Source organism: Bradyrhizobium sp. Bra64, assembly GCF_024519875.1.
GTDB classification, from domain to species: domain Bacteria; phylum Pseudomonadota; class Alphaproteobacteria; order Rhizobiales; family Xanthobacteraceae; genus Bradyrhizobium; species Bradyrhizobium japonicum_G.
The window spans coordinates 93,489-114,496 of the sequence record NZ_JALJRD010000010.1 but is presented as its reverse complement, the minus strand read 5'-3'; the positions used below and the strand labels follow the sequence as shown (position 1 = coordinate 114,496).

15 protein-coding genes are annotated in these 21,008 nt (G+C 65.9%); 6 read left to right on the top strand and 9 right to left on the bottom strand.

Annotated features, from left to right (window positions below):
- Window positions 1-8 precede the first annotated feature (8 nt).
- Together NR187_RS25350 and NR187_RS25345 are read right to left on the bottom strand one after the other, a co-directional pair.
- Window positions 9-1,190: a DUF5666 domain-containing protein gene (locus NR187_RS25350; RefSeq protein ID WP_256808036.1), complete on the bottom strand. Its 1,182-nt coding sequence runs from the start codon at window positions 1,188-1,190 to the stop codon at window positions 9-11.
- Entirely contained in the window at window positions 1,187-2,077 is an 891-nt protein-coding gene (locus tag NR187_RS25345; protein ID WP_211385606.1) for a DUF6502 family protein, read from the bottom strand. Before NR187_RS25345 ends, NR187_RS25350 begins: the two co-directional genes overlap by 4 nt.
- A 127-nt stretch (window positions 2,078-2,204) precedes the next feature.
- Here NR187_RS25345 and NR187_RS25340 point away from each other — a divergent pair, with 127 nt between their 5' ends.
- The 5 genes from NR187_RS25340 to NR187_RS25320 are packed head-to-tail and all read left to right on the top strand — an operon-like array spanning window position 2,205 to window position 7,714.
- The gene (locus tag NR187_RS25340; RefSeq protein WP_211385605.1) at window positions 2,205-2,366 is read left to right on the top strand and encodes a hypothetical protein; all 162 of its coding nucleotides are present in this window, start codon (window positions 2,205-2,207) and stop codon (window positions 2,364-2,366) included.
- A gap of 7 nt (window positions 2,367-2,373) precedes the next feature.
- Window positions 2,374-4,302, top strand: coding sequence for a glycosyltransferase (locus NR187_RS25335; protein WP_256808035.1), 1,929 nt, complete (start codon window positions 2,374-2,376; stop codon window positions 4,300-4,302).
- A gap of 3 nt (window positions 4,303-4,305) precedes the next feature.
- The gene (locus NR187_RS25330; protein ID WP_211385603.1) at window positions 4,306-5,046 is read left to right on the top strand and encodes an ABC transporter ATP-binding protein; all 741 of its coding nucleotides are present in this window, start codon (window positions 4,306-4,308) and stop codon (window positions 5,044-5,046) included.
- On the top strand, window positions 5,043-6,431 hold the full coding sequence (locus NR187_RS25325; RefSeq protein WP_256808034.1) for a glycosyltransferase family 1 protein: 1,389 nt from the start codon (window positions 5,043-5,045) through the stop codon (window positions 6,429-6,431). The genes NR187_RS25330 and NR187_RS25325 overlap by 4 nt, the downstream gene beginning before the upstream one ends.
- Window positions 6,432-6,433: 2 nt before the next feature.
- Window positions 6,434-7,714: an O-antigen ligase gene (locus NR187_RS25320; protein ID WP_256808033.1), complete on the top strand. Its 1,281-nt coding sequence runs from the start codon at window positions 6,434-6,436 to the stop codon at window positions 7,712-7,714.
- Here NR187_RS25320 and NR187_RS25315 read toward each other — a convergent pair whose 3' ends face one another.
- The 6 genes from NR187_RS25315 to NR187_RS25290 all read right to left on the bottom strand — a co-directional run bounded on the left by NR187_RS25315 (window position 7,715) and on the right by NR187_RS25290 (window position 16,233).
- A complete protein-coding gene (locus NR187_RS25315; protein WP_256808032.1) occupies window positions 7,715-8,950 on the bottom strand; it encodes an ABC transporter substrate-binding protein in 1,236 nt (411 codons plus the stop codon).
- A 108-nt stretch (window positions 8,951-9,058) separates the two neighbouring features.
- On the bottom strand, window positions 9,059-9,970 hold the full coding sequence (locus tag NR187_RS25310) for a DMT family transporter (protein WP_256808031.1): 912 nt from the start codon (window positions 9,968-9,970) through the stop codon (window positions 9,059-9,061).
- Window positions 9,971-10,055: 85 nt separating this feature from the next.
- Window positions 10,056-10,937 (bottom strand): NAD(P)-dependent oxidoreductase, encoded by an 882-nt coding sequence (locus tag NR187_RS25305; protein WP_256808030.1) that lies wholly within the window; start codon window positions 10,935-10,937, stop codon window positions 10,056-10,058.
- A 2-nt stretch (window positions 10,938-10,939) separates the two neighbouring features.
- Window positions 10,940-12,071, bottom strand: a protein-coding gene (gene prfB, locus NR187_RS25300; RefSeq protein WP_211385597.1) for a peptide chain release factor 2 whose coding sequence is annotated in 2 segments (ribosomal slippage) — window positions 10,940-12,001 and window positions 12,003-12,071 — 1,131 coding nt in all. Because the reading frame shifts where the segments join, the coding sequence is not laid out codon by codon here.
- A 112-nt stretch (window positions 12,072-12,183) separates the two neighbouring features.
- A complete protein-coding gene (locus NR187_RS25295) occupies window positions 12,184-14,685 on the bottom strand; it encodes a penicillin-binding protein 1A (protein ID WP_211385596.1) in 2,502 nt (833 codons plus the stop codon).
- Window positions 14,686-14,922: 237 nt separating this feature from the next.
- Window positions 14,923-16,233, bottom strand: a complete 1,311-nt coding sequence (locus NR187_RS25290) for an N-acetylmuramoyl-L-alanine amidase (RefSeq protein ID WP_211385595.1) — start codon at window positions 16,231-16,233, stop codon at window positions 14,923-14,925.
- 703 nt (window positions 16,234-16,936) lie between these two features.
- Between NR187_RS25290 and NR187_RS25285 the strand changes: the two genes are divergently transcribed.
- On the top strand, window positions 16,937-20,041 hold the full coding sequence (locus tag NR187_RS25285; protein ID WP_256808029.1) for a ribonuclease E/G: 3,105 nt from the start codon (window positions 16,937-16,939) through the stop codon (window positions 20,039-20,041).
- Window positions 20,042-20,132: 91 nt separating this feature from the next.
- Here NR187_RS25285 and NR187_RS25280 read toward each other — a convergent pair whose 3' ends face one another.
- The gene (locus tag NR187_RS25280; protein WP_211385593.1) at window positions 20,133-20,807 is read right to left on the bottom strand and encodes a helix-turn-helix domain-containing protein; all 675 of its coding nucleotides are present in this window, start codon (window positions 20,805-20,807) and stop codon (window positions 20,133-20,135) included.
- Window positions 20,808-21,008: the final 201 nt, after the last annotated feature.

Below are 21,008 nucleotides of genomic sequence, written 5' to 3'. Positions count from 1 at the left end.
AGCGGCACTTAGCGCCGGCCTCCGCCCATCCCGCCTCCGGGACCACCGAAGCCGCCGCCCCCCATTCCGCTACCGGGACCCATGGGCCCACCGGGCGCACCCAGACCGCCGGGGCCTGACGGGCCGGTCGGTCCTGATGGCGCCGCGCCGGGTGTTGAACCGGGGCTCGCTCCCGGCGTCGGAGTCCCGGGCTGACCACCGCCCGGAGTCGGCGCGCCGCGATTGGGATGCAGGATCGAACCGCCGGACGGCCGATTGGGATTGCCGCCGCCGGACGGAGGTGCTCCCGGCCCCTGGCCGATCGCCTGAGACGAATCCACCTGGAGCCCGCGCGAGCGATCGAACGCGCCGTTGACCACCATGCGGGCTTCGCCGGCCGCCGGGCCGAAGCGCGAGCCGTCATGGGCGATGAGCCCGGAGCCAAGCTGCAGGTTCGATCCCGCGCGCTGCACATAAGCCTCGATCGAAAGACGGCTTGCGCCGACGAGATCCGAGAAATCGTCGATCCGGGTGCGCGCGGCCTGCATCGCGCCCTCGCTCGCGCCGCCCTCGATCTGGACGCGCTGGCCGACCAGCAGCGGATCGACGTTGTTCAGCTTCAGCCCGCCAATACGCAGACCGTCGGGCCCGCGCTCGACGAGACCGGTAACGCGCGCCGCCGCATCGCGCCGCGGCTCGACCAGGCTTGCGACGATCACGCCGTCGGTTCGGCGCAGGCCGTAGACGGCCACCTGCATGCCCGCGCGAAGCTTGCGCTCCTTGTCGCTTGCGACGATCTTCTGACCGAGCACCGTCAGCTCGTTGCCTTTCACGGCTTCCACCGGACCGGAGACCTCGCTCGCAATCGTGATGTTGCGCGTGACGAGCGTGCCGTCGGCCTGACGGGTCGCGACCACGCGCGCGAGCTGGCCGATGCGCAGAGCCTTGGGGCTTGCCGCCTCGCCGTCGATCCGGACCGGCACGTCGCTCGCGTAAGCGATGCGCTCGCCGTTGACGTAGATGCTGCCGAACCGCTGGATCACGCCGACGATGCCGGTGCCGCCGATGCCGTGGTCGTCACCGCGCGTGAGTCCGGTGCCGCCGATGCCCTGATCGGTGCCGCGCCTGGTCTGCGCATGGGCCAACGCCGTGCCGGCGAGCCAAAACCCTGTCAGCAGCAGGCGGCGGGAGATCAGCGGCGGCCGCCTCATGACGAGCCACCTTGCTTGCCACCTTCCTTGCCACTTTCCTTGGCCTCTGCCTGCTCATCCGCATCTTCGCTGTAGATGTAGATGCCGAAATTCCAGCGGGCGTCACCGCCCTTGTCCTTGGCGAGCGCGCGGTTGGCTTCGCGGTTGGCGGTCTTCAGCGCGTCCATCGCAAGCTCGCGCGAGCGTGCCTCGAGGCGCCGCGCCAGCTTCGGCGAGATGTTGTTGTAGTGCACCGCGCGTTCGAGGAAGCGCGGCGCTGCGCCCGAGACGTTCTGCGCGGCCGCGGCGATATGGTCGTGCAGATTGCGGCCGAGATAGTGCCATTTGCTGTCGTCCTCGCCGCTCGGAACGAAAGCTGCCTCGACCAGCTCGATCTCGTCAGCGGCGTTGATGGTGACCAGCTTGCGGTCGATCCATTCGTCCAGCACCGCGCGCGGCCGTACGTCCTTGGTGACGGAAGCGACCAGCTGCTCGAACGACGGCGCGTCGCCCTCGGCCGTGCGCGGCAGCGCCAGCGGCTCGCCCTTCGCATCGGTGAATTCGGGTGCGGCGATCCAGCGCGCGATCACCGCGCTCGTAAGCGACAATGCGGCCGGTGCCTCGTGCACGGGCGCGCCGGCGCCGCGCAGCCGCGCCACCTCTTTGCGGTGGATTCCGGTGAGCAGGCTGACACGGCTGTCGGTCTGCTCTTTCTCCTCCAGGGCGAAATCGTGCTCGGCGACGTTGACGAACAGCTCGCGGAGCAATTGCGCCAGCGCCGGAAACGTCATGCCGCTGCGAATGCAGAGCCGCACGAGCGGGCGCAGCAGCCGCGCCAGCGGCGCGTGCAGCTTCGCGGCGGCATTCGGCTGTGGAGCCGCTGCTTTGGACCCGGGCTTGGCATTCATGTCTGAATTGTATCGAAGCCCCGCGTGGGACACAATCCCACTTTTTTCTACTTCGCGATTGACGTGGTAAATTTTCCCACATATACGAGACGCCACTGAGGGGCGCGACGTAAAGGGACTCACACCCATGGCTGACCGCTTGGTCCGCATTTCCAGTTCGCTGCATGCCGTGCCGGTTCCCGGCCGGCGACATGGCGCTATCGAGCCGATGCTGCCGGCGCTGCTGCGCGGCGTGATCTTCTTATCGGTGCTGGCCGCACCGTTCGTCGCAGCCCTTCTCGCAGGCTGACGCCATCATGCATCACACCAGCGAAACCCCGCGCCGTCCGTCGGTGCTGCACATCTTCAAGATCTACTATCCCGACCTGTTCGGCGGCACGCTCACGGTGATCCGCGACATCTGCGCGAGCCTGAAGGACGCCTTCGCCTCAGCCGTGCTGGTCTGCTCCCGGTCGGCAGCTCCGCGCGACATCGTCGTCAACGGCGTGCAGGTCGAGCGCGTCCGCTCGTTCGGCAATCTGTTGTCGCTTCCGGCCGCGCCCACCTATCCCTGGCGGCTGTGGCGCAAGATCGCCGAGCACGACCTGCTCGCGCTCCACGCCCCCTTCCCGCTCGCCGATCTCGTCTTCGCCTTCGGGTTCGGTCGCAACCGGCCGCTGGTGGTACACTGGCACGCCGACATCGTCACCCATGCCGGCCTGCGCTGGTTCATCGAACCCCTGATGCGGCGGACGCTGCGCCGCGCCAAGGCGATCATCGTCTCGGACCACGTGCTGGTCGACAACACGCCGTCGCTGCGCGAGTTCGAGGACAAATGCCACGTCGTGCCGTTCGGCATCGACACCTCAGGTTACGACTGGCCGAAGATCGAGCCGCACCATGTCAACGATCGTGGCCGGCTGGTGCTCGCCTGCGGCCGGCTCGTGCCCTACAAGGGTTTCGACGTACTGATCCGCGCCGCTGCCGCGCACAGTTTCGAGGTCTGGATCATCGGCGAGGGCGCCGAGCGGTCGCGGCTCCAGCAGTTGATCCTGGATCTCGGCCTCGGCGACCGTGTCCGCCTGCTCGGCTCGGTCAACGATTGCGAACGCATCAAGCTGATGTGCCTCGCCGACGTTTTCGTGATGCCGTCGGTCACCAATGCAGAGACCTTCGGCCTCGCCCAGCTCGAGGCCATGGCCGCCGGCCGTCCGGTCGTGAACACGGCGCTCGACACCGCGGTGCCGCGCGTCGCCCGCCACGGCATGGAGGCGATCACCGTGCCGCCCGGCGATGCCGAGAAGCTGGGTGAGGCCATCGACACCCTGATCCGCGACCCCGAGCGCCGCCGCTGCATGGGCCTTTCGGCGCGGACGCGCGCCCTCACCCGCTATTCGGCCACGGCCTTCAGGCAGGGCATGGAAGCCGTCTACCGCGACGCCGTCGCCGCCCCGAGCGAGGAGCGATCGGCAATCGCAGAGCCGCCGCAGGCGACCGGCTGGCTGGACACCGTCCGGATCGCGGCGGCGCTGGCCTGGTCCGACATGCGCCACCGCTACGTGCGCTCGCTGCTCGGCCCGTTCTGGATGTCGCTCCAGATGGCGATCGTGGTCGCGGTGCTGGGCTCGGTGATCGGGCAGATGTCGAACGCCAACATGCTGGCACGCCTGCCGATGCTGGCACTGTCGATGACGGCCTGGACCTTCCTCAACAGCGTGGTGCTCGATGCGACCACGGCGCTCCAGAACTCCGCGAGCCTGATCCGCGACCGGGCGCTGCCGCCGGTCATCTTCCTCCTGCAATGCACGTTCCGCCAGGCGCTGTTCGCGCTGCATAACGCCTGCGTGCCGCTGGCGCTGTGGCTGATCCTGTCGCCGCACGATCTCTCTCACGCACTGGCGGCGCTGCCCGGCCTCCTGCTGTTCGTGGCGTGCACCTTCGCTCTCAGCCTCGTCCTCGGCGCCATGGCGACGCGCTACCGCGACCTCAAGCCGATCATCGAATCCACCTTGATGCTGGCCTTTCTCGCCTCGCCGATCATCTGGTCGTCGGACATGATCAACCACCGCTCGACCGTGATGCGGCTCAATCCGCTGACGCATCTGTTCGCGGTGTGGCGCGAGCCGCTCGCGGGCGGACATATCGATCCCACCAGCATCGTCTACGTCCTCGTCGCGCTGGCGCTGCTGATCGTTGCGGGCGTCCTGACGCTGGTCCACCTGCGCAAAGCCGCATTCTGGATCTGACGCATGGTCTCGATCAGCCTTCGCAACATCTGTCTCGACTATCCACTCTACGGCGCCTACGACTTCTCGCTGAAGCGGCGGCTGCTCGGGCACATCATCCGCGAGCCGGGCGAGATGCGGATCATCCGCGCCGTCGACAACGTCACGATCGAGGCCGAAGCCGGCGCCCGCATCGGGCTTGCCGGGCCCAACGGCTCCGGCAAGTCGACGCTGCTGCGCCTGATCGCCGGCGTCTATCCGCCGAGCAGCGGCAGCATCGCGGTCCAGGGCAACGTCGTGCCCCTGCTCGGCCTCAACGCCGGCGTCAACCTGGATTTCGTGGCGGAGGACAATATCGCGCTGCTGCTGCGTATCAGCGGCCGCAAGCCGACCCGCAGCGTCATCGACGATATCTGGGCATTCACCGAGCTCGAGGCGCGCATGCAGCGGTTGCCGCTGCGAATGTTCTCCTCGGGCATGCTGATGCGGGTGCTGTTCGCGACCGCCACCGCATTTCCGGCCGACATCCTGCTGCTGGACGAATGGCTCAGCGTCGTCGACGAGCATTTTGCGGAGAAGGCACAGGAGCGGCTGTTGAACCTCGTGTCGCAGGCGGCGATCGTGATCATCGCCTCGCACGACCAGCCGCTGCTGCGCCGCACCTGCACCAGCATCATCAATCTCGATCACGGCCGCATCGCCTCGACCGTGACGGTCGAGCCGCCGGCCACGCACACCTTCGAGCTTTGCGAGAAACGCGCATGAAACAGAACATCCTTGTCGTCTCCGAAGCGCTGGGCGAGCCCAACCACAAGCGCGGCATCTTCCACTTCACGCGCGAATTGATGCGCTCGCTCGCGGCCGAAGGCCATGAGCTGACGCTGCTGGTGGAGACCAGCCGGCGCTATCGCAAGCTCCGCCGGCGCGAGCGGCGCACGAAGCTGTTTTCGGCCCAGTCACGCAACATCGAATTGCTCGTCCTGTACCGCTACCTCGACGAGATCAACATGGGTGAGCCGCTGGCGCGCAATGGCCTGCGGCGCACACTCGATTGGCTGCGCCACAGGGCCTCCATGTCGGTGTCGTGGGACTATGTCCTCTGCTTCCTGCGCGCAATCGGGCTGCGTGGGCTCAATGCGCGGCTGATCGAGAACAAGACCGCGGCGCTCGAATACGTCCCGCCGGACCTGCGCCATCTCGAGCTATTCGACGAGTTCCAGCTCGAGCCCGGCTTCTACAGCTATCAAGATTCCTCGGCCTTCTTCCTGCTGCCGCCGCCGCGCGTCGACGCCCGCGACTACGACGTCATCGTCGTGGACACTCCGACCCGGGTGGCGATCAAGCGTAGGCCGAACGCCAAGGTGATCTGCGTCGTCCACGATTTGCTGCCGCTCACCGACCTCAAGCTCAGCGACGTCGCGACGCGGCTGTTCCTGTCGCGGCTCCTCACCAGCCTGCGGCAGGCCGACGAGCTCGCCTTCGTTTCAAACTACAGCATGATGCGGTTCAGGGAACTGTTGCCGCAATTTGCGCACCTACCGGCGCGGGTCGTGTATCCCCGCACCCGGTTCGACGCCCCGGATGTCCTGCACCTCCCAGCCCCGTCGGGGCGTCCGGGGCGGCCGAGCTTCGTCGTCATTGTGTCGAACGAGCCGCGCAAGAACGTCGCTACCGTCATCCGTGCCTTCCGTGGCGTGCCCCAGGCCGATCTCGTCGTGATCGGCCATGCCGGCCAGATCAGCCGGATGCGCAATCTGCCGCAAAACGTCCGCTTCGCCGGCTATGTCGACGAGCAGGAAAAAGCGGTTTTGATCGCGGAGGCGCACGGGCTGATCATGCCGAGCTTCGCCGAAGGCTTTGGCGTGCCGATCATCGAGGCGCTGGCCGCGAACACGCCGGTGCTGTGCTCTGACATCGCCGTCTTCCGCGAGGTCGCAGGCGAGCTCGCCGATTATTTCGACCCGTTCTCGACCGACTCCATCGCGGCCTCCGTCACCCGCGTGCTGACGCGGCAGGATGAGTGCCGCGGCAGGATCCGGGCGCGGTGGCACGAGCTTGCCGAGCGTTACGGCTACGAGACCCAGGCCCGCGACTTCCTCGGGCATCAGGCGGCCGCCGAGAGCCTCGTCGCCGAGCAGCTCGCGTCATAGAGATGACCGCCGAAACCGCGATGTGGCCCGGTCCTGCCGATCGGCACGGCGGGCACAGTCGGTGGCAGACCTGGCGCAACCCGGCCACGCTGATCCGGGCCGCCGATATGCTGGCCGTCCTGATCGCGGCGTCGCTGCCATGGTCCACCACGGCGCCTTCGATCTTCGTCGGGCTCTGGCTGCTTGCGGTGACGCCGACCATCGACTGGCGCGACTATGCGCGCAAGCTCGTGCAGCCAGCGCTGGCCTTGCCCTTCGCCCTGGTGCTGCTCGCGCTTCTCGGCACGCTTTGGTCGGACGGTGCGTGGGCCGACCGGCTGCATGCGATCAAGCCGGTCGCAAAGCTCGCGCTCGTTCCTCCCCTGCTCTACCATTTCAGCCGATCGGAACGCGGCTTCCGGGTGGGCCTCGCCTTTCTCGCCTCCTGCGCGCTGCTCGCGGTCTACTCCTGGATCGTGCTGCTCGATCCCGCCTGGAAGCTCACCGCGACGGCGTCATCAGGCGTTCCCGTCAAGAACTACATCGACCAGAGCCAGGAATTCACGCTTTGTGCGTCTGAGCTGGCGCTGCCCGCGCTGAATTACTGGCGCCGCGGCAAGCCGGCCGCGACCGCCGCCTGTCTGGCGCTGATCCTGCTGTTCGTCACCAACATGGCGTTCGTCGCCGCCGCCCGCACGGCGCTGCTCTGCATCGCGGTGCTGCTCGCCCTGTTCGCGTGGAGGCATCTGGGCCGGCGCGCGGCGCTGGTGCTGCTCGCGGGCACGGTCGCCGCGAGCGCGCTGGCCTGGACGGCGTCGCCCTATCTGCGCCAGCGCATCACGGACATCGCCGTCGAATACCGCCACGGCCACGAAGACATCAACCGCGCCTCAACGGCCCAGCGGCTGACCTATTGGCGCAAGTCGCTTCATGCCTTTGCCGAGGCACCTCTGGTGGGACACGGCACGGGATCGATCAAGCGGCAGTTCGAACGTGCGGCTGTCGGCGACAACGCCCTCGATACCGAAATCGTCAGCAATCCGCATAACCAGACCCTCAACGTCGCCGTCCAGTGGGGCCTCCTCGGCGTGGTTCTGCTCTACGCGATGTGGATCGCACATTTTCGCCTGTTCACTGGCGACGGAATTGCGGCCTGGATCGGCCTCGTGGTCGTTGTGCAGAACATCGCGAGCTCACTGCTGAACTCGCATCTGTTCGATTTCCACGAGGGCTGGATGTATGTGCTGGGCGTCGGCGTGGCCGGCGGTATGGCACTGAAGGTGAAAGCCAGGGCCCAGTCCTGACTACTGGCCGCGCTCGTGGCCGACCTCGCCGGTGATGACGTCGCCGAACAGCTCCCAGGCCTGCCCGTTGAAGCGCATCAGCTGCATCTGCTCGATCGGGAAGTAGTCGTCGGGCGAGGTGTTGACCATGACACCGGGCAGCATCAGGTCGGTGTGAAAGTCCTTCAGGTTCGCGGCCTGCTTCATGACGTTCTCGCGGGTGAGGTTGTCGCCGCACTGCTTCAACACCTGCGCCATCGCCTCGGCCTGCACATAGCCGTAAACATTGTTGGAATTGGCCTTGTCGCCGTCAGGGTAATATTTGTCCATGAATTCGCGCCATTTCACCACCGCCGGATCCTTGTCCCAGGTCGGATCGGTCGGGTCCTTGAGATAAACGGTCGAGATGATGTCCTTGGAATAGTCGAGCCCGGCCGGTTTGAGCACCGAGGCGACCGAGGTCGCGGTGTTGGCCAGGAAGAATTTTGGTTTCCAGCCGAGCTCGCCGACTTTCCGGATCGCCTGCGCCGAACCTTTCGGCGCAGCCCATGAGAAGAAGATGTCGGCGCCGGAATCGTGCAGGGCGACGATCTGCGAGTCGATCGAGGGGTCGCTGACCTCGTAGGATTTGTCGGCGATGATCATGCCGGCCTTGTCGCCGAGCCCGTCCTTCAAGCCCTTGAACTGGTCCTTGCCAGCATCGTCGTTCTGCCAGAACACCGCGATCTTGCCGTTTGGAAAATTGTCGCGGATGTATTTTGCGTAGATCCGGCCCTCGCTCTGATAGTTCGGCTGGAATCCCATGGTCCAGGGAAAGTTCTTGGGGTCGCCGAACTTGGTGCCGCCGGAGGCGACGAAGAGCTGCGGCACCTTCTTGGCGTTCATGTATTTCATGATCGCCGAATTCGAGGGCGTGCCGAGCGGCTGGAATATCAAGAGGACTTCGTCACTCTCGACCAGCTTGCGCGCCTGCTCGATCGCCTTCGGCGGGGAATAGGCGTCGTCATAGCTGATGAAATTGATCTTGCGCCCGTTGATGCCGCCCTGGTCGTTGATCATGTTGAAGAAGGCGGCCTCGGTCTTTCCGATCACGCCATAGGACGACGCCGGCCCGCTATAGGGCATGATGTTGCCGATCTTGATGTCGGTATCGGTGGCTCCGGGGTCGTACTTCTTCTGCGCCGAGGCCGGTGTCGTGACGAGCACGCCGGCAGCAAGCATGGCGAGGGCAGCAAGGTTTTCGCGACGACCCGGCATCGTTCTCTCCCCTGTGTTTTATCGTCTTGTTTTGCGGAGAGTGTCGCAAGCTCGCCTGCGGCTGGCAAGCGCCGCGATTTTCCGCGAGGTGAAACGCGACTCCGGAACCTACGCGCCGCGCCGCAGCAGGTTCAGAACGCGCCCGTCGATCACGAGCAGCGCGCTGCCGATGACGATCGCGCCCGCGATCTCACGAGTCGAGATCGGCTCGCCCAGCACCAGCCATCCCAGCAGAATGGCGGTGACGGGAATGAACAGCGTCACCAGCATGACATTGGTTGCGCCCGAGCGCCGCAGGATCTGAAAGAAGACGATATAGGCGAGCGCCGTCGACAGGCCGGCAAGGCCAAGCACGGCGAACCATGTCGCTATGCCCGGCATCGGAAGGCGCCACGGCTGCTCCATTGCGCCGGCGACCACCGCCATCATCACCGTCGACGCCATCAGCTGAAACGTCGCCGTCCCAAGCGGTGGCGAATCCTTCAACAGCCGCCGCGCCGCCAGCGCTGCAAAGCCGTAGCTGAGGGCGCCGCCCAGGCAGAGCAGGATGCCGAGCCCCTGCCCCGGCCTCGTCTCGATGCCCCACCCCCGCAGAACGATCACGCCGGCGAGGCCCAGCGCCACGCCGGCGACGCGCCGCATCTGCAAGGCCTCCTCACCCGCCGCGGCCATCACCATCACCGTGAACAGCGGCGTGGTCGCATTCAAAACCGACGCCAGCCCGCTCGGAATGAAAGTCTGCCCGATCACGATCAGCGAGAACGGGACGACGTTGTTGAACAGCCCGATCGTGGCAAACGCTGTCCAGCTCTTCATGTCCTTGGGAAAGCCGATCCCCTGCATGCGAAGCAGCGGCAGGAGAATGACCGCACCCAGCGCAACGCGAGCAAACACCAGCGTCAGCGGCGGCAATTCCCGCAGCGCCGCGCCGTTGAAGAAGAACGACCCGCCCCAGAGCACCGAGAGCACGGCGAGCAGCGCCCCGTCGCGCGCATCGATCCGGTTGTCGTTCGGGAGCATGGCGTCCAAATTCCGGTCAGACCTCCGGCCTAGAACAGCGCGTCGGGAGTCGCCACCCGATTTCCGGGGATTTGGGAGGTCCGCGCTAGGACGGCTTCTTCGGCCGCGACACCAGCTCGATCATCTTGCCTTCGTCGTCGTCGGGCATCGCGGCCTTCGCTTGCGCGTAGGCCTCCACTGCGGCGCGGGAGACCAGCGGCTTGGCTGCCAGCAGGCTCTCTGCGAGCTTCACGGCATAGGCGGCATCCTTGTGCCGCAGCGCCGCCGTGAACGTTGCACCGGAAAAATCGCGGGCAACCATGCGCTTGGAATGACGCTGAACCTGCGGGCTTGCGGCGACGCCTGCCTGGATCGATTCCAGCACGAGGTTCATGTCGAGGCCGGCCTGCTCGGCGATCGCAAGGCCCTCGGCCAGGCCTGCGATCTGGATCGCTCCCATCAGATTGTTGATCAGCTTGTAGACCGTGCCGGCGCCAACTGGTCCGAAATGGCGGATGGTCGAGCCGATTGGCTCGAGATAGGGCCGCGCGCGATCGAGGTCAGCCGCGTTGGCGCCGACCAGCAGCGTCAGCTTTCCGCTCGCTGCCGCATCCGGCAATCCCGTCACGGGGCAGTCGATGTAGATCAGCCCGCGCGCGTTGAGCTCGCGGCCCATCTCGCGGGCATGATCATAGGAGACTGTGGAGCATTCGATCGCGATGGTACCGGCCTTGGCCGTCTTGGCCGCGCCCTTCGGCCCCAGCCAGACCGCGCGCGAGGCTTCGTCATCGGCAACCATGGTCACGACGGCGTCGGCGTCGATCGCGGCATCTTCAGGTGATGTCGCCCAATGCGCGCCACGCGCGATCAAATCCTCGGCCTTGGCCTTGCTGCGATTCCACAGCGTCACCGTGAAGCCGGCATCGAGATAGCGGCCGGCCATGCCGTGACCCATGCGCCCCAATCCGATGAAGGCGACACGGGGCATGATCAGTCCACGTCCTCGATGTCGCCGGTCGTGGTGCCGAAGGCGCGCTGCGCCAGCGTCGCGGCCATGAAGTCGTCGAGCTCGCCATTGAGCACGCCCGACGTGTCGGAGGTCTGCACGCCCGTGCGCAGATCCTTCACCATCTGGTAGGGCTGCAGCACGTACGAGCGGATCTGGTGGCCCCAGCCGATATCGGTCTTGGCGGCCTGGTCGGCAGCGGCCTTCTCCTCGCGCTTCTTGAGCTCGATTTCATAGAGACGCGCGCGCAGCATGTCCCAGGCCTGCGCCTTGTTCTTGTGCTGGGAGCGGCCGGCCTGACAGACCACCGCGACACCGGTCGGGATATGGGTCAGACGCACCGCGGATTCGGTCTTGTTGACGTGCTGACCGCCGGCACCGCCGGAGCGCATGGTGTCGGTACGAACGTCGGATTCCTTGATGTCGATCTTGATGCTGTCGTCGATGACGGGGAACACCTGCACACTGGAGAAAGACGTGTGCCGCCGCGCGTTGGAATCGAACGGCGAGATGCGCACGAGGCGATGCACGCCGGCCTCCGTCTTCAGCCAGCCATAGGCATTGTGGCCGGAGACCTGGATCGTCGCCGACTTGATGCCGGCCTCTTCGCCCTCGGACTCTTCGAGGAACTCGACCTTGAACCCGTGGGTCTCGGCCCAGCGCGTGTACATGCGCAGCAGCATCTGCGCCCAGTCCTGGCTCTCGGTGCCGCCGGCGCCGGCATGGACTTCCAGATAGGAATCGAAGCGGTCGGCTTCGCCCGACAGCAGCGCCTCGAGCTCGCGCCGCGCCACTTCCTTCTTCAGGTTCTTGAGTGCAGCCTCGGCTTCAGCAACGACCCCCGTATCGCCCTCGGCCTCGCCGAGCTCGATCATGCCGATGTCGTCTTCGAGCTCCTGCTCGACCTTGCCGATGCCGGAGAGCGAATCCTCGAGCGAGGTGCGCTCCTGCATCAGCTTCTGGGCTTTCTGGGGATCGTTCCAGAGGTTGGGATCTTCTGCGAGCTTGTTCAGCTCAGCGAGGCGCGCCGTCGATTTCTCGACGTCAAAGATGCCTCCTCAGCAGCCCGACAGACTGCTTGATCTCTTCTACCAACCGTTCGATTTCGGCGCGCATGTCGTTCTCTGGTCTCACGGAAATGTTTCCGCGTCTGATTGCAACGGGATGTAGCGGCGGCGGCTGCAAAGCGCAACCGCCGCGGCGAAGAAGGCCCCTCTTGTCCCAGGCCTTAGTACAAGCCGCCGGTGCCCGGCCGCATGAAGAAGCCGGAATCGGGCTGCTGCTGCTGCGATGCCGGCATGCGGCCGTCGGCATCGGCAACGCCGATGACTGAGTAATTATCCGGCGGCGCCGTGCCCGGCTTGAAGGCCTCGAGGATGGTTCCGCCGGTCTCGCCCGGTCCGGCGCGCATGCCGGTCTTGGCGACGACGCGAACCAACTTGATGCCCGCCGGCACCTTGAACGGAACCGCGGGCTTGTCGGCGAGCGCGAGCTGAAGGAAGTCGCGCGCGATGGGGGCCGCGAGATGGCCGCCGGTCGCGGCGTTACCTTTGCCGAGCGGACGCGGCTTGTCGTAGCCCATGTAGATGGCGACGGCGATGTCGGGCGAGAAGCCGACGAACCAGGCGTCCTTGGCCTCGTTGGTGGTGCCGGTCTTGCCGGCGATCGGCTTGCCGACCGCCTTGACCACGGTCGCGGTACCGGCCTGGACCACGCCCTCCATCAGCTCGGTGATCTGATAGGCCGTCATCGAATCCAGCACCTGCTCGCGGCGGTCGATCAGCTGCGGCTCGGGCTGGTTCTTCCAGCCGCCGGGCGCGTCGCAGCCACGGCATTCGCGCTGGTCGTGCTTGAAGATGGTGTGGCCGTAACGGTCCTGGATGCGGTCGATCAGGGTCGGCTTCACGCGGCGGCCGCCATTGGCGAGCATCGAATAGGCCGTGACCATGCGCATCGCCGTGGTCTCGCCGGCGCCGAGCGCGTACGACAGGTAGTTCGGCAGCTCGTCATAGACGCCGAAGCGGCGGGCATATTCGCCGATCAGCGGCATGCCGATGTCCTGCGCGAGGCGCACCGTCACGGTGTTGAGCGACTGCCGCAGCGCGTTGCGCAGCGTCACCGGCCCCTGGAACTTGCCGGAAGAGAAGTTTTCGGGCCGCCACACGCCGGCGCCCTGGCCCTGGTCGATTTCGATCGGCGCGTCGAGCACGACCGTCGAGGGCGTATAGCCGTTGTCGAGCGCGGCCGAATAGACGATCGGCTTGAACGACGAACCGGGCTGCCGATAGGCCTGCGTGGCGCGGTTGAACTGGCTCTGGTCGAACGAGAAGCCGCCGACCATCGCGAGCACGCGGCCGGTCCAGGGGTCCATCACCACCATCGCGCCGGACACTTCGGGAATCTGACGCAGCCGGTACTGGCCCTCGACGGGCTGACCGTCCTTGTAAAGCGGATCGGCATAGATCACGTCGCCGGGCTGGAGCACCTGCGACACCGCACTCGCCGCCCTGCCCTTCGTGGCCCCCGAGGCCGCCTTTGCCCATTTGATGCCGTCGAGCGTGATGAGGCCGGTCTCGCGCTGCTTGCTCACGGCGCCGCCGAGCTCGCGGCTCGGCTGGAAGCCGATGCGCGCCGACTGGTCGCTGGTCTCCAGCACCACCGCCATGCGCCATGGCGAGATGTCGGACAGCGACTTGATCTCGGCGAGCTTCACGCCCCAATCGCCCGAAATATCGAGCTTGCTCATGGCGCCGCGATAGCCCTGCTGCTCGTCATAATTGACGAGGCCGGCGACCATGGTCTTGCGCGCCATGACCTGGATCTTCGGATCGAGCGTGGTGCGGACAGAGAGACCGCCCTCGTAAAGCTTCTTCTCGCCGTAGCGCTCGAAGATGTCGCGGCGCACTTCCTCGGCGAAATACTCGCCGGCGAAGGTGTGAGCGCCGTTGGAACGGCTGGTGACGACCAGCGGCTCCTTGCGCGCCTTATCGGCGTCGGCCTGCTTGATCCAGCCGTTCTCCAGCAGGCGGTCGATCACGTAGTTGCGGCGCTCGATGGCGCGGTCACGGTTGCGGACCGGATGCAGCGTCGCGGGCATCTTCGGCAGCGCCGCGAGATAAGACGCTTCGGCGACGGTCAGCTCGTTCACGGACTTGTCGAAATAAACCAGCGACGCGGCCGCGATGCCGTAGGCGCCAAGGCCCAGATAGATTTCATTCAGATACAGCTCGAGGATCTTGTCCTTCGAGTAGGTCTTCTCGATGCGCATCGCCAGCAAGGCTTCCTTGATCTTGCGGGCGAAGGAGACCTCATTGGTCAGGAGAAAATTCTTGGCTACCTGCTGGGTGATCGTCGAAGCACCCTGCGGACGGCGGTTGGAGCCGTAGTTCTGGAGATAGACCAGGCCGGCGCGCGCCATGCCGGTGTAGTCGATGCCGCCATGCTCGTAGAAATTCTTGTCTTCGGCTGCGAGGAACGCGTTGATCACGAGCTTCGGCACCGCCTGGATCGGCAGGTAAAGCCGCCGCTCCTTGGCGTATTCGCCGAGCAGCGAGCCGTCGACCGCGTGCACGCGGGTCATCACCGGCGGCTCGTAATCCTGAAGCTGAGAGTAGTCCGGCAAGTCCTTGGAGAAATGCCAGATCAGGCCTGCCACGGCCCCGACACCAACAAGGAACACCACTGTTCCCGCGGCGAACAGGAAGCCCATGAACCGCACAAGCAAGCGCATTATCTGTTTATCCGTTCAATCCCTGGATCAGCCCAAGATCACATCAAGATCAGCCTGGACGCAAAACCGGCGTCCATGTCACGTCGCGAACTCACCGGCCTACGCAATCATATCAGTGCCGGACTTAAGACGCTTGCCGAACGGGATTCTCGCCGATTCCGGAACCCCCTGCGGCGTTTTTATAAAGCGCCCGCTGTGGCCAAACTAGGGCTTTTGCGGCGGAACGGAAAAACCCTTTCAATTCGAAGGCCCTGTCGAAGGCCCTGCTGTGGCCATCCGCTTGGCCAGGAAGCCGTCAATGGCCTGCGCCATCGAACCCACGGCACGCGACCGCCAGCCCTCCGAGACCAGGTGCTCGAGGTCCCCCTTGTTGGAGACGTAGCCGATCTCGACCAGCACCGAGGGCACATCGGGCGCCTTCAGGACGCGGAAGCCGGCCGACTTCAGGGGATGCTTGTGCATGCGCACCGTCGACTTCATTTCGCCCATCAACAGCCGTGCAAAACGGCTTGAAAAGGTGCGGGTTTCCCGCTGGGTGAGGTCGATCAGGATGTCGGCGACATCCGTCGGCTCCTCCGCAAGGTTAAAGCCTGCGATCGCGTCCGCGCGATTTTCCGCATCCGCCAGTCGCTGCGCCTCGGCGTCGGAGGCCTTGTCGGACAGCGTGTAGATGGTGGCGCCCTGCGCGTCTCCCTCGGCGCGCGGCAGCGCGTCGGCGTGGATCGAGACGAACAACGCCGCCTTGAGACCGCGCGCGACTTTGACCCGGTCGTTGAGCGGGATGAAAGTGTCGTCGTCCCGTGTCATCACCACGCGGTACTTGCCGGTCTTTTCCAGCCGGTCGCGCAGCGCCAGGCCGAAGGCCAGCACCAGGTTCTTCTCGCTCTCGCCGCCCGACTGCGTGCCGTTGTCGATGCCGCCATGGCCGGGGTCGATCACGACCACCGCGCGGCCATCGGCCTTCTGCTGCCCTGCGTCAGGGGCCGCGGATGCCGGAACCGTTGTTGCAGGCGGCGGATCGGCGATCGCGGGCCGCAGTTCAGGGCGGTTTTCCGGAGTGAGCGACGGCACGAAGGCCGCGCGGTCGACCTCTTCCAGCTCGAGCACGAGCCGGGCCGGCTGGCCGTTGGCGGCCTCCAGCACGTAGGAATTGGCGATCTTGGCCGGGCCGGTCAGGTCGAACACGATTCGGGAGCCGCCGGGCATCACCAGCCCGTAGCGGAAGGCCTTCACCAGTCCCCGTCCTCCGGAACCCGTGCCGGCGGGGAGTTGAAAACTGACCTGGGGGACGTCGACCACCACCCGATACGGGTCGGCCAACGTGACGGCGCGGAAGGTCACGGCCTGGTCGATGTCGAGGATGAAGCGGGTCTGCTTGCCGTCACCGGCCAGCCGGGCGGCCGAGGCGACTGGAAAATTCGCTGCTGCAACAGAGGGTTGCGGTGGGCTCTCCGCGGCCTTCAGACGCGTGGAATCAGCACACGGCAATGCCGCGGCGCACAGCAGCGCACATCCCAGCAACACCCTTTGATTTGCGCGGCTCGCCACCGATTCCGTGCCTCCGAGCAGCCTTTTTAACGCAATAGAACCACAGGGTTAAACGATCCTTAATGACAGACGCGCGAAACTCGCTGACTGTGACCGCCGTGCGACGCTCCCTTGCACGGTTGCCCCATTCCACGTATGTACGGAATGCTGACGGCCGATGTTTCCGGTTGTGTCGCATTCAGCCCCCGGTGCAGCGCCGGAGATCCCAAGGTTCGGGAATTCCAGCGTTTTTCCGCTCTCCTCTAAGACCAGCGCGGTGCGCGGCAGCGAGGTGGAGCGGGGCAAGTACCGGCGGCGGACGGTCTCCGGATACCGCTGTGTTTCCGGGACGGTTCTGACAGCGGCGTGACCCGTTACCCGGTCCCTTAATCCCAGGGGAGCGGTTCGTAATCCCAAGGCGAGCGCGCTCGCGCCATGCCTGGCCAGCAGCAACTGATTGAAGGGCGGCCTCGCCGCCCAGTGTTTCATACGGGCCGACGCTTGATGCGCCAGACTGTGCCGACGAATTCTGAAGGACCATTCGCGACGCTGCGGAGTGAAAATCCCGCGCGCCGCTTTGGTCCTGAAGCTTCCGGTTCGGCAAGGTGCGAGAGACGGTGTTTCGGCCTTCCCCTCACCCCCGAATCAGGTGGACCGTCGCGTCACCCGGCAGCGCTCTTGGCGCCCACGGTCGATCGCGCCCGCCGCCGCCAAGAGTTAAGACATGCCCAACAAGATGTTGATCGATGCCACCCACCCGGAAGAGACCCGGGTCGTCGTGGTCCGCGGCAATCGCGTCGAAGAGTTTGATTTCGAGACCGCGCAACGCAAGCAACTGCGCGGGAACATCTACCTCGCCAAGGTCACCAGGGTCGAACCCTCGCTCCAGGCCGCTTTCGTCGAATATGGCGGCAACCGCCACGGCTTCCTCGCCTTCAGCGAAATCCACCCCGACTACTACCAGATCCCGGTTGCCGACCGGCAGGCGCTGATCGAGGCCGAAGAACAGGCCCATCGCGAGGCCGAGGAAGAGACCGAGAACCGCTCCCACGGCCGCCGCCGCTCGCGCCACCGCAACGCCCGCCGCCGCGGTCAGGGCGAACGCGTCCGCAGCGAAATCGTCGAAGGCGCCGATGCCGCGGCGCAGCCGGTCGAGGGCGGGGCGCTGCCGGAGCACGCCGAGGGCGTTTCGCACGAAGGCGAGCATCTGCACGCCGACGCGGAACATCATGGCGAGCACGAAGGCCACGATCATCACGACCACGATCATGGAGACCATGATCACGACGATCATCATGCCCATGATGACGATCACCATCACGCTCACGATCATCACGACCATGGTCATGACGGCGAGCACGATCATCACGACCATGATCATGCCGCCGAGACGCCCGCGCCTGTCGCGGCAATCGGCGCCGAGCCCGCGTTCGCGACCGAGACCGCTGCCGAGCCCCAGGAATCTCAAACCTTCCAAGCTCAAGCCTTCGAAGCTCACGCTTCCGAGGCGCACGCCGAGGCTCTCGCCGAAGCCGTGACGTCAGCCGCTGAACCGGCCGACGCCGTGTACGCCGCCGGCGAAATCACCGAGGCTCGTCATCAGGAGTCCGAGGAGGACGAAGACGACGAGGACGAGGACGGCGAGGAAGCCGAAGATGAAGTCGTCGAATCCGTCGGTGGTGACGACGTGCTCGAGGAAGTTCCGGAGCGCACCTTCCGTCCGCGCCGCCAGTACAAGATCCAGGAAGTCATCAAGCGCCGCCAGGTGATGCTGGTGCAGGTCGTCAAGGAAGAGCGCGGCAACAAGGGCGCGGCGCTGACGACCTATCTGTCGCTCGCCGGCCGCTATGCCGTGTTGATGCCCAACACCGCGCGTGGCGGCGGCATCAGCCGCAAGATCACCAGCGCGCAGGATCGCTCGCGCCTCAAGGAAGTGGTGCAGGATCTCGACGTGCCCGAGGGCATGGGCATCATCCTGCGCACGGCAGGCGCCGCCCGCACCAAGCCCGAGATCAAACGCGACTTCGAATATCTGATCCGGATGTGGGAGACGGTGCGCGACCTCACGCTGAAGTCGCAGGCCCCGACCCTCGTCTACGAGGAAGGCTCGCTGATCAAGCGCTCGCTGCGCGACCTCTACAACAAGGAGATCGACGAGATCTCGGTTGCCGGCGACTCCGGCTACCGCGAGGCGCGCGACTTTATGAAGATGCTGATGCCCGCCAATGTCGGCGCGGTGAAGCAGTATCGCGACGGCCAGCCGCTGTTCTCACGCATGGGCGTCGAGAGCCAGCTGGATGCGATGTTCTCGCCGACCGTGCAGCTGCGCTCCGGCGGCTACATCGTGATCAACCAGACCGAGGCGCTGGTCTCGATCGACGTCAACTCCGGACGCTCGACCCGCGAGCACCATATCGAGGACACCGCGCTCAAGACCAATCTGGAGGCGTCCGAAGAGGTCGCCCGCCAGCTTCGCCTGCGCGACCTCGCCGGCCTGATCGTCATCGACTTCATCGACATGGACGAGAAGCGCAACAACCGTGCGGTCGAGCGCAAGCTGTCCGATTGCCTGAGGCAGGACCGCGCGCGCATCCAGGTCGGACGCATCTCGCATTTCGGCCTGCTCGAGATGTCGCGCCAGCGCATCCGCGCCAGCGTGCTGGAATCCTCGACCGATCCCTGCCCGCATTGCGGCGGCACCGGCCATGTCCGCTCGGTATCCTCGGTGGCGCTGCAGCTGCTGCGCGGCCTCGAAGAAATCCTGATGAAGGGCGCGACCCACAATCTCGTGGTCCGCACCCGCACCGACGTCGCGCTCTACGTGCTGAACCACAAGCGCGGCCATCTGCGTGATCTCGAGAACGGCTTCAAGGTCACGCTGGCGGTCATCGCAGATCCCAGCGTCAGCGGACCGCAGGCCTATCTCATCGATCGCGGCGAGCAGGTGCATACGCTGGAAGCCGCCAAGGCGCTGCTCGTGGCGCAGGCGGCAGCGAGCCCGCCGCCCCTGGTCGAAGAAGCCTACGAGGACGAAGAGTTCGATCTGGAAACCGAATCCGAGGTCGAGACCGAGGAGACCGAAGGTCTCGCCGAAGAGCAGGCTGCCGGTGATGCAGCGACCGAGCAGGACGGCCAGCGCGGTCGCAAGCGCCGCCGGCGTCGTCGCGGCCGTGGTGGCCCGCGCGACGGCGAGCTTCGCGAAGACAGCCCGCCCACCCTTCCCGAACCGGCTATCGCGGCCGGCGAAGGCGAAGAGGAGGCCGAGTCCGAGCAGGATGGCGCCGAGGACGGCGAGGAGCAGGCCGCCCGTGGCGAGCAGCAGGCCAACGCCGACCGCCGCCGCCGGCGCGGTCGCCGTGGCGGACGCCGCCGGCGCGGTGGCAACGAGGAAGGTCTCGCCGGCTCCATCGGCGACGAGCTCGGGGCCAGTGCGCCGCCGGAGGCGACCGACGCAGTCGCTGATTTCGACGGCTTTGGCGGCGAGGCTGCGCCCTCGATCGCGCAGGCCGAACCCACCGCCGAGCCTCAGGTCACCCAGCCTGAGCCGCGTGCTGAAGTCCCGTTCGAGGCGCCGGCCCGGCACGAGCCGGCTCCTGCCGCCGCGGAAGAAGAGCCCGCCGATGACAAGGCCGCGCGGCGCCGCTCCACGGTCCGGGAAAAGGTGAGCTTCCTGTCGAGCACCCCGAGCGAACCGGCGACACCGGCTGCGCAGGCCACTGAACCGGTTGCCCCGCCGGCTCCGGAGCCCGCGCCGCAAGTGACCAGCGAAACATCGGCCGCACCGCGTCGCGCCGGCTGGTGGTCGCGCCGCTTCGGCGGCGGCGAATAAGAATAAGACGAGCACCAAAACAAGAGCGCCCGGCCTTGGCCGGGCGTTTTCCGTTTCGCGCTCGCTTGGCTTCGCGCTGCCTTTGCCGACTTCAGAGCGACGGCGGATCGTCCGCAACATCGCGCGATGCGATCTGGCGGAGCTGATCATAGAGATCGGGGCCCTCGCTGGTGCAGAGACAGACGCCCTTGGCGGCAGGCCCGTCGCCGGCGTTGAGGTAGGCGTGGCCCATGGTGCTGTCGAGATAGATGCCGTCGCCCTCGTCCAGGATCTCCGGCGCATAGAACTCGGTGTGGACGGCGACGCGTCCGCTCGTCACCAGAAAATACTCCTCGCCGGCATGACGCAGCAGCGGGCCGAACTCGCTCAGCGAGCGTGCGCGCACCTCGGCCAGGATCGGCACCATACGTTTGCCGATCAGGTCGGTGCATTGATACGTGTAGGTGTAGAACCCGGTCGTGATCACCTGGCCCTGCCCGGCGCGGCTGATGCTCCGCCGCGCCGTGACCGGCCGGTCCTGCACGGGGCGCGGAGACGCCGGATTGAACAGCTCGGCGATCTCCATCTTCAGGCCCGAGGTGAGCTGGAGAAGCTTGTCGTAGGTCAGCGACATCAGGCCGTTCTCGACCTTGGACAGGGTCGAGAGCGCCATTCCGGTCCGCTCCGCCACCTGCTTGAGCGTCAGCCCACGCGCCTGGCGGGCCGCCTTGAGGCATTGGCCGAGCTGGGAATTGGCGCCCTCCGGCGTCGTCGTGATCTCGCTCATGCCGTGAGGCTACCACGGCGGCAGAAAAATTGTTGACCGATCCATCTAATCTTTTGGACAGACGCAAGGCCTCCAGAGGCCTAAAGTTCCCGTTTTAGGCAGCCGTGCCAGTATTTGTGCAAGAAATGGCTCCATCTGACAAATATTGGTGCGCCTCGTTGACTTTCCGATATGCTAAATCGTTTTCACAATTTGAAAGGG

Coding starts and splice junctions, on each gene's coding strand:
- NR187_RS25295 (WP_211385596.1), bottom strand. CDS start 14,685: ATGCGCTTGCTTGTGCGGTTCATGGGCTTCCTGTTCGCCGCGGGAACA.
- NR187_RS25280 (WP_211385593.1), bottom strand. CDS start 20,807: ATGAGCGAGATCACGACGACGCCGGAGGGCGCCAATTCCCAGCTCGGC.
- NR187_RS25315 (WP_256808032.1), bottom strand. CDS start 8,950: ATGCCGGGTCGTCGCGAAAACCTTGCTGCCCTCGCCATGCTTGCTGCC.
- NR187_RS25285 (WP_256808029.1), top strand. CDS start 16,937: ATGCCCAACAAGATGTTGATCGATGCCACCCACCCGGAAGAGACCCGG.
- NR187_RS25325 (WP_256808034.1), top strand. CDS start 5,043: ATGAAACAGAACATCCTTGTCGTCTCCGAAGCGCTGGGCGAGCCCAAC.
- NR187_RS25345 (WP_211385606.1), bottom strand. CDS start 2,077: ATGAATGCCAAGCCCGGGTCCAAAGCAGCGGCTCCACAGCCGAATGCC.
- NR187_RS25335 (WP_256808035.1), top strand. CDS start 2,374: ATGCATCACACCAGCGAAACCCCGCGCCGTCCGTCGGTGCTGCACATC.
- NR187_RS25310 (WP_256808031.1), bottom strand. CDS start 9,970: ATGCTCCCGAACGACAACCGGATCGATGCGCGCGACGGGGCGCTGCTC.
- NR187_RS25350 (WP_256808036.1), bottom strand. CDS start 1,190: ATGAGGCGGCCGCCGCTGATCTCCCGCCGCCTGCTGCTGACAGGGTTT.
- NR187_RS25340 (WP_211385605.1), top strand. CDS start 2,205: ATGGCTGACCGCTTGGTCCGCATTTCCAGTTCGCTGCATGCCGTGCCG.
- NR187_RS25305 (WP_256808030.1), bottom strand. CDS start 10,937: ATGCCCCGTGTCGCCTTCATCGGATTGGGGCGCATGGGTCACGGCATG.
- NR187_RS25330 (WP_211385603.1), top strand. CDS start 4,306: ATGGTCTCGATCAGCCTTCGCAACATCTGTCTCGACTATCCACTCTAC.
- NR187_RS25320 (WP_256808033.1), top strand. CDS start 6,434: ATGACCGCCGAAACCGCGATGTGGCCCGGTCCTGCCGATCGGCACGGC.